At 44.0% G+C, this 20,383-nt stretch carries 13 protein-coding genes and 1 pseudogene; 8 read left to right on the top strand and 6 right to left on the bottom strand.

The window, feature by feature from the left end:
• Positions 1-147: 147 nt before the first annotated feature.
• Complete coding sequence (locus tag F6K64_RS08720; RefSeq protein ID WP_287249029.1) at positions 148-282, bottom strand: hypothetical protein; 135 nt, start codon at positions 280-282, stop codon at positions 148-150.
• Positions 283-396: 114 nt separating this feature from the next.
• On the opposite strand from F6K64_RS08720, the gene F6K64_RS08715 reads away from it, so the two are divergent.
• From F6K64_RS08715 to F6K64_RS08700, 4 genes are all read left to right on the top strand, one after another.
• Entirely contained in the window at positions 397-672 is a 276-nt protein-coding gene (locus tag F6K64_RS08715; RefSeq protein WP_008178783.1) for a hypothetical protein, read from the top strand.
• Positions 673-749: 77 nt separating this feature from the next.
• Complete coding sequence (locus F6K64_RS08710; protein WP_287265276.1) at positions 750-2,111, top strand: P-loop NTPase fold protein; 1,362 nt, start codon at positions 750-752, stop codon at positions 2,109-2,111.
• The gene (locus F6K64_RS08705) at positions 2,057-7,477 is read left to right on the top strand and encodes a WD40 domain-containing protein (protein ID WP_287265274.1); all 5,421 of its coding nucleotides are present in this window, start codon (positions 2,057-2,059) and stop codon (positions 7,475-7,477) included. The genes F6K64_RS08710 and F6K64_RS08705 overlap by 55 nt, the downstream gene beginning before the upstream one ends.
• Positions 7,461-7,610 carry a hypothetical protein gene (locus F6K64_RS08700; protein WP_287265273.1) on the top strand — a complete coding sequence of 50 codons (150 nt, stop codon included), beginning with the start codon at positions 7,461-7,463 and terminating at the stop codon, positions 7,608-7,610. Before F6K64_RS08705 ends, F6K64_RS08700 begins: the two co-directional genes overlap by 17 nt.
• Before the next feature lie 5 nt (positions 7,611-7,615).
• On the opposite strand, the pseudogene F6K64_RS08695 reads toward F6K64_RS08700, so the two are convergent.
• Positions 7,616-8,432, bottom strand: a pseudogene (locus F6K64_RS08695) (Rpn family recombination-promoting nuclease/putative transposase).
• A gap of 69 nt (positions 8,433-8,501) precedes the next feature.
• Positions 8,502-9,992: an FAD-dependent oxidoreductase gene (locus F6K64_RS08685; protein WP_287265271.1), complete on the bottom strand. Its 1,491-nt coding sequence runs from the start codon at positions 9,990-9,992 to the stop codon at positions 8,502-8,504.
• A gap of 347 nt (positions 9,993-10,339) precedes the next feature.
• Here F6K64_RS08685 and F6K64_RS08680 point away from each other — a divergent pair, with 347 nt between their 5' ends.
• Together F6K64_RS08680 and xseB are read left to right on the top strand one after the other, a co-directional pair.
• Complete coding sequence (locus F6K64_RS08680; RefSeq protein WP_267875608.1) at positions 10,340-10,471, top strand: hypothetical protein; 132 nt, start codon at positions 10,340-10,342, stop codon at positions 10,469-10,471.
• 12 nt (positions 10,472-10,483) lie between these two features.
• A complete protein-coding gene (gene xseB / locus F6K64_RS08675; protein WP_083373696.1) occupies positions 10,484-10,762 on the top strand; it encodes an exodeoxyribonuclease VII small subunit in 279 nt (92 codons plus the stop codon).
• Positions 10,763-10,768: 6 nt separating this feature from the next.
• Here the strand turns inward: xseB and F6K64_RS08670 are convergent, their stop codons facing one another.
• Positions 10,769-11,377 carry a hypothetical protein gene (locus F6K64_RS08670; RefSeq protein WP_287265269.1) on the bottom strand — a complete coding sequence of 203 codons (609 nt, stop codon included), beginning with the start codon at positions 11,375-11,377 and terminating at the stop codon, positions 10,769-10,771.
• A gap of 398 nt (positions 11,378-11,775) precedes the next feature.
• The gene (locus tag F6K64_RS08665) at positions 11,776-12,969 is read right to left on the bottom strand and encodes a DNA double-strand break repair nuclease NurA (protein WP_008178770.1); all 1,194 of its coding nucleotides are present in this window, start codon (positions 12,967-12,969) and stop codon (positions 11,776-11,778) included.
• Positions 12,970-13,223: 254 nt separating this feature from the next.
• Here F6K64_RS08665 and F6K64_RS08660 point away from each other — a divergent pair, with 254 nt between their 5' ends.
• On the top strand, positions 13,224-14,678 hold the full coding sequence (locus tag F6K64_RS08660) for an NF038122 family metalloprotease (protein ID WP_287265268.1): 1,455 nt from the start codon (positions 13,224-13,226) through the stop codon (positions 14,676-14,678).
• Positions 14,679-14,787: 109 nt separating this feature from the next.
• Here the strand turns inward: F6K64_RS08660 and F6K64_RS08655 are convergent, their stop codons facing one another.
• Positions 14,788-16,272: a zinc ribbon domain-containing protein gene (locus F6K64_RS08655; protein ID WP_229414271.1), complete on the bottom strand. Its 1,485-nt coding sequence runs from the start codon at positions 16,270-16,272 to the stop codon at positions 14,788-14,790.
• Between the two features lie 243 nt (positions 16,273-16,515).
• Between F6K64_RS08655 and F6K64_RS08650 the strand changes: the two genes are divergently transcribed.
• A complete protein-coding gene (locus F6K64_RS08650; RefSeq protein WP_008178767.1) occupies positions 16,516-20,280 on the top strand; it encodes a two-partner secretion domain-containing protein in 3,765 nt (1,254 codons plus the stop codon).
• The last annotated feature ends 103 nt before the right edge of the window (positions 20,281-20,383 follow it).

Genomic DNA, 20,383 nt, shown 5'->3' with positions numbered 1-20,383 from the left:
CAGGAATCACTTTTGAGAAGAGGGCGAATATAGAAATAGATGCGTAAGCATTCAGCTATCAGCCGTCAGCCGTCAGCTTTTGAATAAAAGAAGTAAGCATTCGAATAATGCTGAGTTAGGTTCCAGCCTCGAAGCCTGTGGCACAAACTATTTGCCTGTGCCACAAAGCACCTCAAGTAGCGTGCGTGGCCTACGGCCAATGGCTGATAGCTGTTCGCGCAGCGTGCGCGTAGCGCTTAAGCTGACGGCTGAATGCTTACATAGATGCTTCACAGCTGACATGGGTTACAGCCATTATTCATCCCTGGTAACTTCCTGATTCCAACCCACAGCTGTCGAAGAGTTAATCATTGCCTTACACCATTGATTCGATGCAAACCATAGGAGAGATATGAGATGATCAGCCAATTCTTAAGTGTTAGTCTAACCTTGCCGATGCTACTGAACTTAGGTCAGAGTCTCACGGATACCCAAATCGTAAATTATGGTAAAGTTAATGATCATACACCAACATGGACTAATTTTGAGGGTAAACTCAATAGTCAAAACCCACCGTCGTTATCCTTGGCCAGCCGGGATGAAGCAAAAGACCAAGAGCAAAAGTGTGAGTGGCTAGACATATGTTCAGAATTGACGGGGGCATCTTTATTGGTTAGCAAAACGCTTTTATAAAAGGTAAGTTAGGTGCTAAAAAAACGTGGGAATTAGCATTGTCCTGCGACTAAATCAGGAAGGAAAATTACGCTATAATGGTACTAGATCTGCCAAGATTCTACAAAGCTTGTAATCCCAGCAAGCCCCTGAGTATGGGAGATGTCAATGATAGAAAATACTATATTGATTTTTCCCCAGTCAGAGGAAATAAAATTATTGAATCCCTCAAGCGAACCATCACCTTAATTTCTCCAGATGAGCCGACTTGTCAGCTATTTACAGGGCATATTGGCTGTGGTAAATCCACAGAATTACTTAGACTAAAAGCTGAATTAGAGCAACAAAAATTTCATGTGGTTTATTTTGAGTCGTCTCAAGATTTAGACATGGCTGATGTTGATCTAAGCGATATTTTGCTGAGTATAGCTGGTCAAGTCAGTGAAAGTCTGGAGAAAATTAAAATTAATATAAAACCAGGCTATTTTGTCAATCTTTTTACAGAAATTACCGATTTTTTGCGCACACCAATTGAATTAGGTGCTGAAGCAGAATTGTCGGTAGGCATTGGCAAAATAACGGCTAAAACTAAGGAAAGTCCTAAACTGCGGCGTCGATTACGGGAATATCTCGAACCTCGCACTAGTGGCATCTTAGACTCGATTAATGAAGAACTACTAAAACCTGCTACCACTACCCTGAAGAAAAAGGGTAAGGCGGGACTAGTGGTGATTGTGGATAATCTGGACCGGGTGGATATTCGCCCTTTACCCTCTGGGCGTACGCAACCAGAATACTTATTCATTGACCGGGGTGAACAGTTACGCCGACTCAATTGCCATATTGTGTACACAATTCCCTTGGCGTTAACTTTCTCCAATGAGTGCGAAACCCTGAAGAATCGCTTAGGTGGTGGACTTACTCCTAAAATATTACCGATGGTGCCAGTTAAACTGCGCACAGGTAAGGAGTTTCCCGATGGCATGGCTTTGCTACGAGAAATGGTACTGGTTAGAGCTTTCCCCAATCAAACTACTGAGGAACAATTTGCTTTGCTCCCGGAAGTATTTGATAATATAGAAACCTTAAACCGCTTGTGCCGAATTAGTGGTGGTCATGTGCGCAACTTGCTAGGATTATTGTTTGATTGTCTTAGGCAAGAAAACCCACCGATTCCCAGTGAGTGTTTAGAAAATGTGATTCTCGAACGTCGCGATTATCTGATCTCATCAATTACTGATGAGGAGTGGGAATTGCTGTTTCAGGTGGTGCAACAGCAAAAAGTCAGGGGTGATACGGAATACCAAACTCTATTGCGCAGTATGTTTGTCTTTGAATACCGCGATCGCGATGGAAATTGGTTTGGTATAAATCCAGCATTAGAAGAGGCACCGCAGTTTAAGTCATGGTTGAAACAAAATCACCAGCAGACGCTGCCCAATACAACGATAGTACATTAAAGGCTCTCTCTAGAGCGATCGCATTTTCACAAGGGGAATTTTCTCTTGTGATCGTGCGATGTAACTACCAGGGTTTGCAACAACAGATGCTGCAACGCCTCAAAGCACTGTGTCAGCCGCAATACCAGATTACAGAGTTTATCATACCGCCATCAGCTACCACCCTTTATACCACCATCCAAAACTACGAACACAGGGAATTGGGGCGTGGACAGGACAAGGGGATAGACAGATGCGGGAACAGGCAGAGTTCTAGTCCCATTGACTCTTCATCCCTTGACCCTCTTACCTCCTCACCCCCTCATTCCGCATTACTGATTGTTGGTTTAGAGTCAGTGGTTGCCCTTGAGGAATTACTGACCTCTACTAATCAAGTCCGGGATGAGTTTCGTAAACGCCTAACCTTTCCTCTAATATTGTGGGTTAATGACCAAGTACTGCAAAAACTGATCCGGTTGGCACCAGATTTTGCCAGTTGGGCAGCCACTCCCCTCAAGTTTGAACTGACCACCACAGAGTTAGTCAATTTTCTCGGACAAAAGGCTCAAATGGTATTTGCCTGTCTATTGAACTCTGGAAAGCCTTCCCCCTCAACCACGCCACAAATCCCAAATCCTAACCTACCCTACTCGAACGCCAAAGGCGAACAACCTCCCAACCTCCAACCAACCAACCAACCTTGGCCAAAAGGCCACGCTACGCGAACAACCAACCTTGGCCAAAAGGCCACGCTACGCGAACAACATTCCAACCTTGGCCAAAAGGCCACGCTACGCGAACAACATTCCAACCTTGGCCAAAAGGCCACGCTACGCGAACAACATTCCAACCTTGGCCAAAAGGCCACGCTACGCGAACAACCTCCCAACCTTGGCCAAAAGGCCACGCTACGCGAACAACCTCCCAACCTTGGCCAAAAGGCCACGCTACGCGAACAACCTCCCAACCTTGGCCAAAAGGCCACGCTACGCGAACAACCAACCAACCTCCAACCAACCAACCCCGATATTTGTATTACCTATTCCAGAAACTCAGCACTGCAAAACCAACGTCGATTTGAACTGGATTTCGCCCTAAAAGATTTGCACAGTCGTGGCATTACCTTGGACAAGGAATTAGACGCTAGTCTAGAATTTGTTTTGGGTCTAGATGACTATAAACGCGATCGCATAAATCTAGCCAAGAAGCGGTTTCGTAAAAGCTTAAGAGTTTGGCAGCAAACCGATAACTTAGAACGGCAGGGGTTATTATTGTTTTATCTCGGTTTGTGTTACTGTCGCCAGGCTGACCAAAATCAAGCTCATAAACAGCGCTATTGGGAAGAAGCTTGGCCGTATCTGCATCGATGTATGGGAATTTTCACCCAAGCGGGGCGTCACGATCTGGTGGCTATTTTTATTAGTAAGCTAGCTGAACTGCTGCAGCATCTACAAGCGTGGTCATTCTTACAAACCACCTCTCAACAGGCTCTGTCCCTTCATGAAACCTATGGGACTCAGGTGCAACTAGCCCAAGATTACGGTTTTCTGGCAGAAGTAGCCCTTGAGCAATCCCGATGGGACGATGCTGTTCAATTAGCCGAGAAAGCTCTATTAATTTTGGTTGTTGCTGCTGATGATCAGCCCCATGACCAAGGCTTGCATCCATTGCTATTAGCCCAGCTCTATCGATTATTTTTGGTAAAATCCCAAGGAAAGCAGGGAAATTTAGCAGAAGCGGTCAAGCAGCTGGAAAAAGCGAGTCATAAACTAGCAGATGCCATAGAATCCAGCAATTATCACTATGAGCCTCAGCGTTACCTGCACCTGTTGGAACGATTACGTAGCCTTTACTTTGAACAAGGGCAATACCTAGAAGCATTTCGGATTAAACAAGAACAACGGGCAGTGGAGCAGCTGTATGGCTTCCGTGCCTTCATTGGTGCTAGTCGTCTACAGCCACCACGAGGAGCTAATAATCCCAGCTGGCATGGCGTACAGCCACAAGACCTTATTCCCCAGGAAATGGCAGCTTCCGGACGTCAGCGAGATGTAAACCGCTTAATGGAACGGATTACCCGTGCTGATCACAAACTGACAGTTATTCATGGTCAGTCAGGGGTTGGAAAAAGTTCCATTGTTCATGCCGGATTAGTGCCAGCACTCAAAAATAGACCCCTTGGCGATCGCATTGGGTTACCGATTGTGGTACAAGTTTACACCGATTGGGTGGGGGAACTAGATAAACACTTGGCCGATCAGGTATCAGGAAATGGAAATGAAGACCTCTTGATCAGGGAAAAATTTATAAATTCTAATGGTAACGGTAATGGTAACGATCTAATTTATTCTATCCTGGAGCAATTACAACACAACGCCGACAATAACTTGTTAACGGTTTTAATCTTTGATCAGTTTGAAGAGTTTTTCTCCGTTTATTCCCATCAATACCAACGCAAACTGTTTTATATTTTTTTAGTAAATTGTCTTAAATTACCCTATTTAAAACTAATTTTTTCTATCCGAGATAACGCCTTACATAAATTACTAGAACTAGAACATTATACTTGGGAAGTTATAGAAAGTAATATCTTAGATAAAAAGATTCGTTATCCATTAGTCAATTTTTCCTTAGAAGATGCTTATGCAGTTATTCAAAGCTTAACCCATCGGGCTAATTTTTATTTAGAGCCAGCTTTAGTTGACGAATTAGTCAGAGAATTAGGATCTGAAATTGGAGAAGTTCGTCCCATTGAGTTGCAAGTGGTAGGTGCTCAACTCCAAGCTGAAAATATTACGACTTTAGCTCAGTATCAGCACCATGGTCCCAAAGCCAAACTGGTGGAACGGTTTTTAGAAAAAGTTATTAAAGATTGTGGTCCTGAGAATGAAACAGCGGCTTGGCTAGTGTTGTCGTTACTCATTGATGACAATAAAAATCGACCCCTTAAGAATCGCTCGGAGCTAGCCATAGAATCATCCTTAGAAGACCATACATTAGATTTAATATTAGAAATTTTTGAGAAATCAGGATTAGTATTTATATTACCAGAAATTACGATCAACCGCTATCAACTGGTTCACGATTACCTGGTAGACGTTATCCGCAAGAAAAAGCAATCGAAACTGCAAGCAGAATTAGAAAATCTGCGCCAGAAAGACAAACAGAGCCAGGATAAAATTGAGCAACTGGTTAAAGAACAAGAACTCCAAAACCAACTGGCTGAAATAACTAAAAAACAAAGGAAAACCGAAGAAAAGCTGAATCGAATTCTCAGACAACGATTGCGAGAAGCACGTTGGGCAGGAATGGCATTGTTCAGTCTGATGGTGATTACCGGTATACTTGGGGTTCGCTACGCTATCAGTAAAACCAACAACCATTTGAGTGACCTGAGCTACTCCTCAAAAGCTCTAGTTGATGCCAACAGAACCTTTGATGCCCTAATCCTAAGTTTAGAGGCAGCCCAGCAATTGCAGCAATCCCTTGGGGTGAATGCAGAGACCCAGACACGGGTAGTCACTGCTCTACAACAGGCAGTTTATGGGGTCAGAGAACGCAACCGTTTAAAGGGACATCGAGATTGGGTTAGTAGTGTCAGTTTTAGTCCAGATGGTCAGCTGATTGCCTCTGGGAGTCGAGACAAGACTATCAAACTTTGGGGCAAAAACGGTAAGTTGCTCAAAAGTTTCCGAGGTCATCGGGCTGGAATCCAAAGTGTCAGTTTTAGTCAAGATGGTCAGATGCTGGCTAGTGGTAGTGAAGACAAAACCGTCAAGCTATGGGGTAAGGATGGATCCCTAGTAATGACCTTAGATGGGCCAGATGGGCATACCGAAACAGTCCATTGTGTTAGGTTTAGCCCCAATCGCCAGATGATCGCATCGGCTAGTGAGGATAAAACTGTGAAACTTTGGAGTAAAGATGGTGCTTTACTCCATACTCTCACTGGTCACAGTGATTCAGTGTTGGGGGTTAGTATTTCTCCCAATAGTCAGTTAATTGCTTCTGCTAGTAAGGACAAAACTATCAAACTTTGGCGCAGGGACGGAACACTCCTGAAAACCTGGCAAGCTCATACCAAACCAGTGGTGAGTGTCAGTTTTAGTCCTGATGGCAACACTATTGCCTCTACCAGTACAGACAACACTGTCAAACTCTGGCAAACTAATGGGGAATTAATTGATACCCTCGAAGGTCATCGTAATTGGGTTCTTGATGTCAGTTTTAGCTCCGATGGTAAGAGGCTAGCTACGGCTAGTGCTGATCACACCATTAAACTCTGGAACAGTGATGGGGAATTAATCGAAACCTTGGCTGGACATAGCGAAATGGTGGTAGATGTCACTTTCAGTCCCGACAACAAGACCATTGCATCGGCTAGTGCAGACAAAACCATTAGACTCTGGGCTAGTGACGGGGGGATACTGGCACCGATCCGCCATAATCAAACTGTCAGAAGTGTAAGTTTCAGCCCCGATGGTGAAATGATTGCTACTGCTAGTGCAGACAATACCATTCAACTCTTGAGGCGTAAGGATCGTACCAGCAAAACCTTCTTGGCTCATGGTGAACCTTTGACTGCAATTAGTTTCAGCCCTGATAGCACGATTATGGCTAGCGCTAGTGAAGATAAAACGGTTAAACTCTGGAGTTTAGATGGCTCCTTGCTTAATACTCTAGAAGGACACCAGGATCAGGTTTGGGGAGTTAGTTTTAGTCCCGATAGTAAGTTAATTGCCTCTGCTAGTGCTGACAGAACCGTGAAACTCTGGGATTTAGACGGCACCTTAGTCAAGACCTTAGAGGGGCACCAGGATAAAGTTTGGGGAGTCAGTTTTAGCCCAGATGGCAAGCAGATTGCTTCTGCTAGTAATGATGGGACTGTAAAACTCTGGAATACTAAGGGTAAGTTGCTCAAAACCTTAGAAGGGGATAATCAAGAGCATAATGATGCGGTGAATTGGGTTAGTTTCAGTCCAGACGGCGAGATGATTGCTTCTGCTAGTAGTGATGGCACGGTAAAACTCTGGAATCGTGATGGCAAGTTACTCAATACCTTGAAAGGCCATAATGGTGCCGTGAATTGGGTTAGTTTTAGTCCCGATGGAACCTTAATCGCATCTGCTAGTGGTGATACAACGGTTAATCTTTGGAGTCGGGATGGACATTTAATTAATACCTTTAAGGGACACAACGATTCGGTGTTTGGAGTTAGTTTTAGTCCCGATGGCAAGTGGCTAGCTTCTGCTAGTAAAGACAAAACCGTGATCTTGTGGAATTTAGATGTGGATTATTTGCTAGAGCGTGGTTGTAGTTGGTTGTACGATTATTGGCACTATAACCGTGAGGGTCAGAGGGATCAGCTTTGTGGATTTTCACTATAAGGGAGTAGGGAATCGGGAATCGGGAATCGGGAATCGGGAATCGGGAATCGGGAGCAGCGCTATAGTTTATGAACTCTTGACTATTGCCTATTGCCTATTGCCTATTGCCTATTGCCTATTACCCATTACCTAAATATGTCAACTATCAGAAGACTGCTCAACCACCTGTGTAACTTGTTCCACCTCTAATTCTAAAGCTTGGGCAACTTGTTCTATGGTTAACCCCAACGCTAATAACCGAGGTATCGACTTTAATTTGCCTTGAATTTCACCTTCAAGTCTCCCCTCCTGTATACCTTCGGCTTTTGCCTCCTGATAAACTTTGGTTTGCCGTAAATCACTTAAGCTAAACATGGCTTCGATCTCCGTGCGACTGAGTTTGGGTAACTTATACACCAGTATGGTCTCTATTAATTGTAGAAGTTCTCGCTTTTGTCGTTCATTCTCCACCTCCTCAGTGGTTCGTTGAATCAAGTCTTGAGCAAATGCAATGGCAGAATCTTCCTCAGTGACAATTAGCTGTACTGTGGAGATACCCACCGATGGTGCAGAGGTCTCGGCTAATTCATCGAGATAAATCCGAGATACCCTTGGAGAATCGAGTAATTCTCGATACCTAAAAGTAGCTCCTTTCTCCACATTGCGGCTAGGGTAAATCACCACACCACGCCAATCATTGCTGAGTTCGGTTTTGTCTAAGTACAGAAAAATTTCACTAAAAAACCGGGAGTAAAATTGAGAGTCCCTCTGAAATTGGACTTCTACAAAATAAATTGGTTGTTGGGCTGTGGTGATTGTGGGCAGGAATACCCCATCAATTCTTGCATGCTAGTTGTTTGACTTCTACAGAAGCGAATTGATAAGCTTGTGCTTCTGTAGGGGAATGGTTAATTAATTCAAAAAAGATGCTGGGAAACGATTGAAACAGGCGATAAAATATGGTATCGGTTTTCACATTTAGTTCATTACTTAACTATAGAAATTCTACTACCTCATGGGTAGTAGAATTGCACTAACTAATTTGCTAGTAAATACCCCAATCATCAATAATTTTTTCTCTTTCAGAAACCGCCAATTGAGATAGATTTTTACCAAGAGCAGATTCCATTTCAGGGGAGAGAATTATGTGCTGATTTTGGTCAATAGCTATGTGCTTATCTACTTGCTCTTGGGTAAGAATACCCTGGCATACATAAGTTGATAGTATTTCGAGAACAACCTGAAATGCATTGTAAGGAATAGAAGTTAATTTAAACCCAGGAATATGAATATATTTACCCCCATTTTTATGGTGATATAGATAACGAATAGGATTATCATCTCGTTTGGCAGCATCTACCTCATCGATAGTTTTTCTACCAGGATAAACTTGAACCGCTTTTTTGAGCTTAATATTTTCCAATCCCTTAGCCCAAGGAATCCAGCGAGAAATATCCTGCTTAATTGTGCTCAACATTTCTGCTTCCGTTCTACCAGTTATTTTTTCCAAATTATCCAACCATTCCCTAGGAATAGTTTTCGGATTTTCGGCCAAGGGAATATCTAATTCTGCCTGGTTATATTCTCGACCAGAAAAAATTGCCAGATGATCGTATCCGACTTTAATTATTCCACCATATTGACCTCGAATGAGCATAGTACTAGAAAAACTTTTTTCGATTTCTGGAAACTGTTTTTTCAAGTCTGAGGGAATCTTGTATAGTCCATAAACTTTTAGCTTTACTAGATTTCCTTCGATATATTGCTCAAATTTTAGTTCTGGAATCGGAATGCCCAAACCCTTGGCATAACCAGCATTAACTATCGTATCGAAATAAAGTTGATTATTGTGATTTATCTTTAACTCGAAGTTTTGACTATTGATGGCAATATTACGTACTTCCTTATTGTAGTGAATGTCAACAAAATTTTCTCTAACAAGAAAATTAAACAGATTGATCATGTGACAAACATATTCGGCAATATTTAAGACAAATTGCCTAACTTTGACTGCACCAGCGATGTCCTGTTTGGCCGGATCGAAATTTCCAAGTAAGGGTTTGATGGCTTCTTGATCTAGTATCTTTACTAAGTCTTCTGGCTTGCCAAAAATAGCTTCATTATGAGAGTATTTTAAATGTTGCTGATAAATTTCAACCAAAGCAGCAGCAACATCTTTATAAGTTATCCCTTCTTGGTTAATAGCAGTGTTTCCTATTTCATTGGGTACTAAATAATTAACATAGCTATCTACAAAAACATACTCAGGCATTAATTGTTTAAATAAAATACTTTGTTTGAATAAATGTTCCAGTGTCTTTTTATGTGCACCATAAACAAAATGATGCAAAATACCTGTATTATTGAGAGAAGCTCCATTTTTATTAAAAACTTTTGATTCAGCTTCAAAAACCGATACTTTGGCGATACCTAATCTAGCTAAAATACATGCTGTTGAGACTCCCATAGCACCGGCTCCAATAATGGCTATATTTTGTCTTTGCTGAAGTGGTAGATTAAATACAGTTTCTAGCATTTTTTTATAGGGCAATCCCATCTAAATCAGGTTAAAATAGAAGCAAACGTGATTGGACTTCTTTTCCACGAGACTTCTTATTTTTGCTTGCTTCAAGGAGCATAGCAACGGAGTCGGAACGTTGATTTTATTTAAAGGGGCTACTTTTAGTATTTATGTTTAGTTCAATTGTTCTCTATGGCTGGTATCACAGTTGAGGGTGTGGAATGTGCCTTAAAAGTCACTAAGTCCGATTGTCATAATTGGTTTACTGACTGCTGTTACTTTACCTCATAAGTCTTAGAATTGCTATATACTTTATTAACTATTGCCTCTATTCCTCTCCTGGGATGGGTTAGGGGTGGGTTATGCCTCTTGCCTCTTCTCCCGATTACCGATTACCGATTCCCGATTCCCAATTCCCGATTACCGATTCCCTGTTCCCGATTCCCTGTTCCCGATTCCCTAAAATCCAAAAATTCTGTACCTTACCCCATTGAGAATTACTATCTATGGAAACTCAACCTGATTCAAACCTAACTGATTCAAACCTAACTGATTCAAACCTAACTGAAATCCCTTCTGGAGAAACCTGGAACTATGAAGCGACGGTGGCTAAAGTGGAAACTATCATTAGGCAAATAGAAACGGGAGAACTAGCACTAGCCGACGTGTTTGATCAGTTCTCCGCTGCTGTCGAATATCTCCATGAATGTGAATATTTTCTGGATCAGCGACAGCAACAGATGGATTTGTTGATTGAGACGCTGAGTGATGATTCAGATTTTTAAGAGTAATTAGCCCATTCCTTGAATACCAACATGTCCAGCAAAGGCATACCAATCTTCACTAAAGCCCTTGAATTCCAGATCTTTCAGGGTAAATTTTACGTGATTCTCCTCCAGGGTAAACTTAATCGTATTATCAGCACTAGGTTGATCGGCAACAATCACCAAATCAGTGCCTGCTGGAATTTCCTGCTTTGATGCTTCATTCAAGATATTAGATTGAATAGGAGCTCGCTTAATTACCGTATCTTGATTAAAGAAAAGGTTAAGTAAAACGGGTTGATTGACTAAGGTATTCTGATAAATAGGAATGTTGAAAGCAGTCTTATCATCTTGTTTAGAGACTACATTACTAACCGTTTCTACCGGTTGCAGACTCTCCATCATAATGGCTACATGGTCTTCAAAGGCATACCAATCACCACTGAACCCCTTAAACGCAATATCTTTTAAACCCAGTTTAAGGTGATTGCCAGATTCCTGACCATAATAGCCAAGTACTAATATAGTACCTGCTGGTATCAGCTGACGTTTATTATCAGGCAATTGCGACGATTGAATCGGCTCTTGCTTGAGATAGCTATCTTGCTTAAACAGAATTCTTAATACATTTGCCATGACATGATACCGGTTTTTAATTGGATAAGGTAAAAATTTTTTAGAATTGAGAATGTAGAATTAAGAATGTAGAATTAAGAAGGTAGAATTAAGAATGTAGAATTGAGAATGTAGAATTAAGAATGTAGAATTAAGAATGTAGAATTAACCATTCTGCTTTCTGCCTTAACCATTCTGCCTTCACCATTCTTCATGCTCCATTATATATGAATTCTAAATTATCCATTATATATAAATTCTAAATTCTCCATTCATCATTCACTATTCTGCATTATAAATTCTAAATTCTGCATTCACTATTCTTCATTCTGCATTCACTATTCTTCATTCTAAATTCTCCATTCTTCATTCTAAATTCTCCATTCTTCATTCTACATTCTCCATTCTTCATTCTACATTCAACTAATACTACCCCGTTTACGAGCCTCCTTATAGGATATTCCCACATTTTTGACACCTGCACGAATCATTTGTTGTTCAAGCAAAGCAAAGAAGCGATTCCGGTCACCGGCCTTAATCACGGCCTGATTATGAGCTTCAGACACAGCAATGGGATAACCATATCCTTTATAGACCTGGCCCAGCATTAAACTCAAGGCTTGATTGAGCAATGCCGAATTCTGGGCTACCCATTCTGGCATCTCGATCCGAGCAATTTCTGTACCCACATGGACATAACAGAAATAGATCCGGTGATGGTCGTATAAATCCAGAATCCGTGCGGAACTCTGAAATAGAGGGCTACGCTGTCCTGGTTGCAATAAACTTGCCCAGAGAGTGGTATCCCGCAAGGGGTCAATCACCTGACAGGGCAACTTGTCCGTGAGATTACCACATTGGGTGATACATTTGGGTGTTTCATAGGGACAAGCTGGTAATCTGAGGAAATTAACCATTTCCACACTACGAGAAGCGCTCAGGTAACCAATCAGGGGTACATTAACAGAACGCAACTGCTCCCAAGCTGTTAGAATCGGAGGCAATATGCGATCGCGTGCATCCCCTGGCATCCCATCAAGAAACCAGTAAATTAGGGAACCATCTACTATCGCTAAATTGGGAGTATCCCTGTGGGGAGCTGGTGGCTTCACCCAACGGCAAGCCATTTCTGCTAACATCGATACTTCGGAAATGGTGCGCCGATGCCCCATCCACTCCTCCGTGCGAATCCCCCACTGACGAGAAATATATAAGTCTTCCGGTCGGTAGAACACTTCGGGCACACTATCCAACAGAGGGTAAAGACTTTGTCCATAGTGCAACATTACCCGACCCACATTAATCACATAACAGTAGAGAATTTCGTGGTGAGAGGGGGAAATTTGAGACCCATCGGTGGCGAAAACACTATGGCTTTCAGGGGGACTACTGATATCAACACAAGTATCCAGAGATTCTACAGGTGTTGCCGCCGTGAAAATCATGCGATCGCGCCATTGCTGATGAGACTTGACCAAACTCTCTTGTTGTTTTTTAGCCTTTGCCAGTAATTGTTCAGCCCGTTCTAGGCGTTGGCGAGACGCCACTGCCTCTAGTCTCAGGTGCTTACTAATACCAGGAATTTGTCCTGCCAGTTTTGCCAGATCAAGCATGGAGAGCTGATTAGTAGATTTACCGTAGATTTGCTAATTTCAAACTAGTGATCTGTAACACACTTTTCTTGTGATCCTAAACGACTCATTAAGTGATCCTAAACCAACAGAGATAAATAAACACAATTGTATACATCAGGCTCCAATAACAAACGCGATCCTATACACCAGCCTCAGATCACAAACACGATTGCATACATTACCTTTTCATACTGACAGTATTCATGTCAGTAATTTCTACGAGGTAAGATTTTATGAAGAATCGCCAATTAATGATGTCCTTGTCCCTGGCATCCGCAGCCGTAATTGGTGGTAACGCCCCAGCTCAAGCCATAGACTTCGACTTCAGCTATCAACCAGGAACGTCCCTCGAACAAATGCTCGGGTTTGAAATGGCTGGTGAGATTTGGTCTTACTATTTAACCGATAATGTCACCGTCAAAATTCACGTTGATGTCACCGACGACTTGCCCTCAAACATCCTCGGTGGGGCACTCCCTGGTCTGCAAAAGTCTAAAAAGTACAAAAAATTTCGGAAGAAGCTGAAGTCCGATAGAACGTCGGTAGATGATTATACTGCTTATGATAACCTGCAAAAACATAACTATAATGATGGCCATAGTGGCTATCATGCCGTGTTTGAAAGCAGAAATGGGTGGTACAACAAAAACATTGCTCTGACCAATGCCAATGCCAAAGCCATAAATTACCACAGGAATAACTCCCTTCTCGATGGCTATATCGTCATGAATGACGCCTTCAATTGGAGCTATGATTACCAGCGTAACGCCCCAACCCCATCAAACACCATAGACTTTCTCAGTGTCGGCATCCATGAAATTGGTCATATCTTGGGCTTCGTCAGTGGGGTGGATTCGACGATACTCGCGGATTATGACGCTAGTTATCAGATGAACCTTGACCGTCTGATGCGTACTACCTCCCTGGATATGTACCGCTATAGTGCCTGGAGCGAAGACCAAGACATGCTTGAATTAGCCTATGGTGCCGACGCCTACTTTTCCATTGATGGGGGTAATAAAGTTCTGGCATACTTTTCTGAAGGCAAGGATCCCAATTTAGGATTAGGAGGTGATGGCTATCAAGCCAGCCACTGGGACGGTATGGGCAATGATTTGGGTGTTATGAAGCCAGCCCTAGGTTGGGCAGAGAGGGCCGATATCTCAGCACTAGATTTACGAGCATTTGATGTGATTGGCTGGAACCTAAACTCCACTGTGTTGGGCTCAGATGGACGCCCCAGTGACTCAAATATGACCCTAAATCTCAATAACTTGCTCAACAACGCCAAGAATACCTTAGCCAGCAAAATCGGTGCCTACTTCAATGATCCTAACTGGAATGCCTCATGGATCGACTGGTATATCGCCAATGGCTATAACGAAACAGCAGGATCCTGGCTAGATCAAGACCGGATCCAGAATGTGCTCGACATCTACGAATGGGGCTATGGTGGCGGTGCTGGTGGCGGTAGCAGTGGCGGTGGTGGCGGCAGTGGCGGTGGTGGCGGTGGTGGCGGTGGCAGTGGGCAAGTATTAGGCCAGTTGATAGAACAGCAGCGGTTTTCTTCAAATTTCAATTGGTCAACCTTCAATGCTGACCAGGGATCGGCTCAGGTGCCAGACCCTGGGGCTACCAGTGGCTTAATTGGGTTAGGTCTGTTGGGGATACTCTTAAACCGGGATTAATCGGAACAATTCCGAATAAAAAGGTCAAGGTCAATTTATTGTTGTCTGAGTGAGGGGTGGTCATACAGCAATTGGAGTTAAGCCTCCCACCCATCTATCTAGACGTTCCTCACATCCCGGTGAGGAGTTCCTTAAAAGCTTGAGTTTTACTATGCTTAGAGTCAAGCCACCCTAGCTCAACCGCGTCAATAAGACTCAAGTCCATACCTTTCAAGAAACGCGCGGTACGGCGCAACAATACTGCTTGAACTTCAACCCTGGTCATAAACCGGGAGATTTCCTGGTCTGTACCGCGAGCCAGGATATTCTTCGCAGCATTATAGTCAGCCTGCAACACGACCCCATTAAACCTGGTAAAACTGTCCCCTTTCCTGACCCCTAACAGGGTGCCAGTTACGGAGTCAATTTGCGACGTGTAGCTCGGTTGAATTTCTGAAACTACTGAACCAGTCCAGTTAGCCCATTTCTGTAAAGAGTCCCGGATTGCTCCCTTCATCCAAGTATTTAACCTGCGGGACATCGCTAATGATTGACGAAAACCTTTGATTGCTTGGGTCAAATCCTCCGCAAAAACTTTTAACGATTCTCCCCTAAAAAGAGATTTAGAAGCAGCGCCTATTACAAAAATTACTGCTTGGTCTTTTCTTAAGCGACGATTCTCTGTTTTCCGGCTCAGATTATTTTCTAGTATACGAGCCGACTTAGCTGGGTCGATTTTCTCTAATTTTCTATGCAGTGCCCATAACTGGCCACGATTTCGGTTTTTCTTAACAATTCTGTCAGATTTATTGGTCGCTAGTTTACCTAAGCCAAGACCGTGTGCACGACCATCTGAATCATAAAATACTTCTGTGTAACCCTTATCTACACCAACACAACGACATTCAGTCGGATTATTGATAGTTCCATGATCAACCAAAAAATGGATTTCAAAGCGCTGCAAATGAAGATTGTAAATTAGTCGGATCTGTCCTGTTATTTTTCGATTATATCTTACCAGAATTCGATGGCGTTTACCTCGACGTAACCCAGCCAGTTCTAACTGGTAAGTGTGGCGAGAAATCCGTTGGCAGGAGTAACCGTTTTGTTGATAGACTATTTGATTTTTTATCCTTGAATGACCCCGCTGAAACTGCTTCCTAACAATTCGAGGCAAAAATGGATCGTCTAGAAAACTGGGACTTGATAGCTGTTTATAGCATTGATTTCGACGTTTTTTATTTTCTTTACCTGGAAATCGCTTATGCAGGATTTTTCCTAATGCTTCAATACAAGCAGCTTGTTGGGCACTAATGGCTTTACCGACATCGCTAACTGTCCATTCCATTAGTTTAGATGGTAGACCTAAAGATTCTGGAGTTCTCAAAGACCTAACCTCTGGGTAGGCTTTCCGCCAGTCGAGTCCCCAATGGCTAACGCTGCCAAGCTTGTTGTAGGATTCAGAACGAACGATGCCTAAGCGTTGCATCATGGCAACAAGCTCAGCTTCAACTACCATTGACATCCCAATTACTGGAACTACCTGAGTTGAGAGCTTTTTGACTGTGCCTGATTTTTTCTTCCCCTTAGACATATTCGAGCTTGTTGTAATCATTGTCCATTATACCCCAAAAAATCCCATTTTGTACCGCTTTTTGGGGGTTTAATGGCAAGGCATTGGTGGTCTGTTCAAGGGTCGTAGCAGATAGTAAACAGGTATAGCGCTACGCGCTATAACAAGTACGGTAGAGCCAAAAATTTCCCCTTTTCTAGTCATAAGCGTTACTTGGTCTAGAGGTTTGGGAATTCTAGAGGATAGTTCTTGCCCACGACATGCTTCAGTCTCTAGAAAAGCCCCATGGTCACCACAGATTTTTGTAAATTGCCACCTAAGTCGCATCACAATAAACCCTTAAACCAACTCCTGACCTTGCCCATTGCCTGTTACCTAGTGGCTCAGATGCCCTTGCTCTGCTCAGCTCAAATTGTTCCAGATAATACTCTACCGAACAATTCCATTGTTACTCCTAATGGCAATATCATTGAGATTACCGGTGGTACCACTGCAGGAGGTAATCTCTTCCATAGCTTCGAGCAGTTTTCCGTTCTGACTGGGAATACAGCCTTTTTCAACAATTCCCTGACTATTGACAGTATTATTAGCCGGGTCACTGGTGGCTCCATCTCTAAGATTGATGGCTTAATTCGGGCTAACGGTAGGGCTAACCTGTTTTTAATCAATCCCAATGGGATTGTGTTTGGTTCGGAGGCTTCCCTAGATATTGGTGGCTCGTTTATCGGCTCTACCGCCAACAGCATTAAATTTGCCGATGGCAGTGAATTTAGTGCTACCAATCCCCAGGAGCCTCCCCTGTTAACCATTAATATTCCTACTGGTTTACAGTATGGCTCCCAAGCCAATCCAGGCAGAATTGTGATCAACGGGCCTGGGAACAATCTGAGTATTAATCCCGCTACATTTGCAGTAATCAGAGACAATCGACCAGTGGGGCTGGAAGTACAGCCAGGTAAAACCTTAGCCTTGGTGGGGGGTGATGTGGCGGTTGCAGGAGGAAATCTCACCACAGCAGGAGGACGGATTGAACTGGGCAGCGTCCAGGGAGAAGGGATGGTAACGCTAACCCCAACTAACTCAGGTTGGACATTAAGCTATGAAGATGTAGGACAATTTCAGGATATTACCTTGTCCCAAGGGGCGTCGGTGAGTACCAGTGGTAATGGCGGGGGTGAAATCCAGGTGCAGGGTCGGCGGGTGACCCTTAGTCAGGGGTCAGCCATCTTAGCCGATACCCTGGGCAGTGGGGCTGGGGGAAGTTTGACGGTAAAGGCGACGGAGGCATTGCAAGTTATCGGTACCGTTGTAAATAATTTCTTTTTCAGCCGTTTATCTAGTGATGTAGCACCAGGGGCTACAGGGAATGGGGGTAATTTATTCATTGACACGGAACGCTTGCGGGTTGCTGATGGCGCTCAGATCTCCAGTGGCACCTTTAGCTCCGGGAATGCTGGCACCTTGACGATCACCGCTGCTGAGGTAGAGGTGATTGCTGGCTCGAACTTCGGTCCCAGTGGTTTGTTTGTGCCAGTAGCACCAGGGGCTACCGGGAATGGGGGCAATTTGCTCATTGACACGGAACGCTTGCGAGTTACTGATGGGGCTCAGATCTCAGCTAGTACCTTTGGCTCTGGAGATGGAGGAGATTTGCTAGTTCAGGCCAAGGAGGTAGAACTGATTGGTACAGCTTTTGGCATCTTCCCCAGTACCTTGTCGGCAAATGTGGAACTAGGAGCTACAGGGAATGGGGGCAATTTGCTCATTGACACGGAACGCTTGCGAGTTACTGATGGGGCTCAAATTTCAGCTACTACCTTTGGTAAAGGGGATGCAGGTGCTTTGAGGGCGCAAGTCACTGAGATGGAACTAATTGGTACCTCATCAGAGGGATTACCTAGTGGCTTGTTTGCCAATGTGGAACCAGACGCGATCGGGAATGGGGGCGACTTGACCATTGAAACTGAGGGTTTGCAGCTGACTGATGGGGGTCAGATCGCAGCAATTACCCGTGGTGAAGGGGATGCAGGTTCTTTAACCGTAAAGGCAATCGATTTGCAATTGAGTGGTACCTCACCACAGGGATTAGCCAGTGGCTTATTTACAGACGTCAGAGCAGGAGCCATTGGTAATGGGGGCCAATTGACCATTAACACCGAACGCTTGCGGCTAACTGATGGGGCTCAGATTGCAGCTAATACCTTTGGTGAAGGGGATGCCGGTTCTTTAACCGTACAGGCAATCGATCTGCAATTGAGTGGTACGTCAACCGAAGGATTACCCACCGCTCTGTTAGCCAATGTGGAACCAGACGCGATCGGGAATGGGGGTAAATTGACCATTAACACCGAGCGCTTGGGACTGGTTGATGGAGCCCAGATCTCAGCAATTACCCGTGGTGAAGGGGATGCAGGTTCTTTAACCGTAAAGGCAATCGATTTGCAATTGAGTGGTACCTCACCACAGGGATTACCCAGTGGCTTATTTACAGACGTGCGACGAGAAGCCATCGGGAATGGGGGCAAATTGACTATTAACACCGAGAGCTTGCGGCTCAGTGATGGCGCTCAGATTGAAGCTAATACCTTTGGTAAAGGAAATGCCGGTTCTATAGAGGTAAACGCAACAGACATCGAATTAATTGGTACCTCACCACAGGAATTAGCCAGTGGCTTATTTACAGAAGTCCGACGAGAAGCCATCGGGAATGGGGGTAAATTGACCATTGACACCGAACGCTTGCGGCTGAGTGATGGGGCTCAGATTGCAGCGACTACCTTTGGTGAAGGGGATGCTGGTTCTATAGAGGTAAACGCAACAGACGTCGAATTAATTGGTACCGCCACGAATTTTGCTAGCGCTATATTTGCCAATGTGGAATTAGAGGCCATAGGTACAGGGGGTGAGCTGACCCTTGAAACCGAACGGTTGCGCTTGGTGGATGGGGCTCAAGTGGCAACCATTACCAGAGGCGAAGGGGATGGGGGAACCTTGAGAGTTCAGGCACAGGAGATAGAACTGATTGGGAGATCAGACCTAGGTGCCAGCGGATTATTGGCGAATGCGATCGCAGGTAGTGGTAATGGCGGTAAATTAGAGGTCTTCACTGATCAGTTAAGTATCCGAGATGGAGCAACGATCAGTGTCAGTAACTTCCAAAGCAATAACCTCCTAGCACCAGGGCAAGGCCAAGCTGGGGATATTGAGATTGTGGCAAACTCGATCGAGCTTTCTAACAGCGGAGCGGACACTCCCAATGGTGGTGGTATTACCGCATCCAATTTCTCGGCGGGAGGAGGCAATATTGATATTTCCGCTAATCAAATCACCAGTAATCGAGGGCAAATCACTGCCACTTCTGAGCTTAGCGGCGGTGGTGATATTAAACTTACTAGTGACTTACTGTTCCTTTCAAACCAAAGCGCCATTAGTACCAGCGTTAATGACAGTAATGGTGGTGGCGGTGATATTAAGATTAATAGTGATTTTGTAGTGGTTGTAGAAAATAGTAACATCGCAGCCAACGCCATATTTGGTCCTGGCGGTAATATTCAAATCACTACTCAAGGTCTGTTTCTGTCTCCAGATAGCCAGATTACTGCCAGTTCTGAATTTGGTATTGATGGTCAAATCAACATTAGCAACCCAGACCCAACTCAAAACCTGGGATTAATCCCATTACCAGCAACTATCATCGATACCGGTCTACTCATTGCCACAGGCTGTAGCACCGATGATGAGCAGAATGGATTTGCTCTGCTTGGACGAGGGGGCTTACCCACTGACCCCACTGACCCCCTCAAAGGTGAAACCATTTGGATAGATTGGCGAGATTTCTCAGCAACCAGGCGTCAATTGTATCGGGCTGCTCGCAATCGGGGGAAAAAACCCAATCAGGAACCTCAAGTGACAGCGAAAAAGCCACCAATTATTGAAGCTCAAGGATGGATCATTAATCAGGATGGAATTGTGGAGTTGGTGCCTTATCCCACTGGTCCTGAGCTCAAACCAGTATTGAATAGGACCATCAACTGTCATAATCTTAGGTAAGCATAATAGGACTGTCAGCTATCAGCCGTCAGCTATCAGCCGTCAGCTATCAGCCGTCAGCTATCAGCATTCAGCTATCAGCATTCAGTTATCAGCATATGCG

Origin of the sequence: Moorena sp. SIO3A2, from assembly GCF_010672265.1 — a bacterium.
Taxonomy (GTDB): Bacteria; Cyanobacteriota; Cyanobacteriia; order Cyanobacteriales; family Coleofasciculaceae; genus Moorena; species Moorena producens.
Note: the sequence above shows the minus strand (reverse complement) of the source record. Positions and strands in the feature narration are given on the sequence as shown.

Excerpts from the sequence above, each read along its gene's own strand:
- F6K64_RS08710 (WP_287265276.1), top strand. The coding sequence starts at position 750 with ATGGTACTAGATCTGCCAAGATTCTACAAAGCTTGTAATCCCAGCAAG.
- F6K64_RS08680 (WP_267875608.1), top strand. The coding sequence starts at position 10,340 with ATGCCTCTTGCCTCTTCTCCCGATTACCGATTACCGATTCCCGATTCC.
- F6K64_RS08685 (WP_287265271.1), bottom strand. The coding sequence starts at position 9,992 with ATGCTAGAAACTGTATTTAATCTACCACTTCAGCAAAGACAAAATATA.
- F6K64_RS08650 (WP_008178767.1), top strand. The coding sequence starts at position 16,516 with ATGGTCACCACAGATTTTTGTAAATTGCCACCTAAGTCGCATCACAAT.
- F6K64_RS08660 (WP_287265268.1), top strand. The coding sequence starts at position 13,224 with ATGAAGAATCGCCAATTAATGATGTCCTTGTCCCTGGCATCCGCAGCC.
- F6K64_RS08720 (WP_287249029.1), bottom strand. The coding sequence starts at position 282 with ATGTCAGCTGTGAAGCATCTATGTAAGCATTCAGCCGTCAGCTTAAGC.
- F6K64_RS08705 (WP_287265274.1), top strand. The coding sequence starts at position 2,057 with ATGGTTGAAACAAAATCACCAGCAGACGCTGCCCAATACAACGATAGT.
- F6K64_RS08655 (WP_229414271.1), bottom strand. The coding sequence starts at position 16,272 with ATGATTACAACAAGCTCGAATATGTCTAAGGGGAAGAAAAAATCAGGC.
- xseB (WP_083373696.1), top strand. The coding sequence starts at position 10,484 with ATGGAAACTCAACCTGATTCAAACCTAACTGATTCAAACCTAACTGAT.
- F6K64_RS08665 (WP_008178770.1), bottom strand. The coding sequence starts at position 12,969 with ATGCTTGATCTGGCAAAACTGGCAGGACAAATTCCTGGTATTAGTAAG.
- F6K64_RS08715 (WP_008178783.1), top strand. The coding sequence starts at position 397 with ATGATCAGCCAATTCTTAAGTGTTAGTCTAACCTTGCCGATGCTACTG.
- F6K64_RS08670 (WP_287265269.1), bottom strand. The coding sequence starts at position 11,377 with ATGGCAAATGTATTAAGAATTCTGTTTAAGCAAGATAGCTATCTCAAG.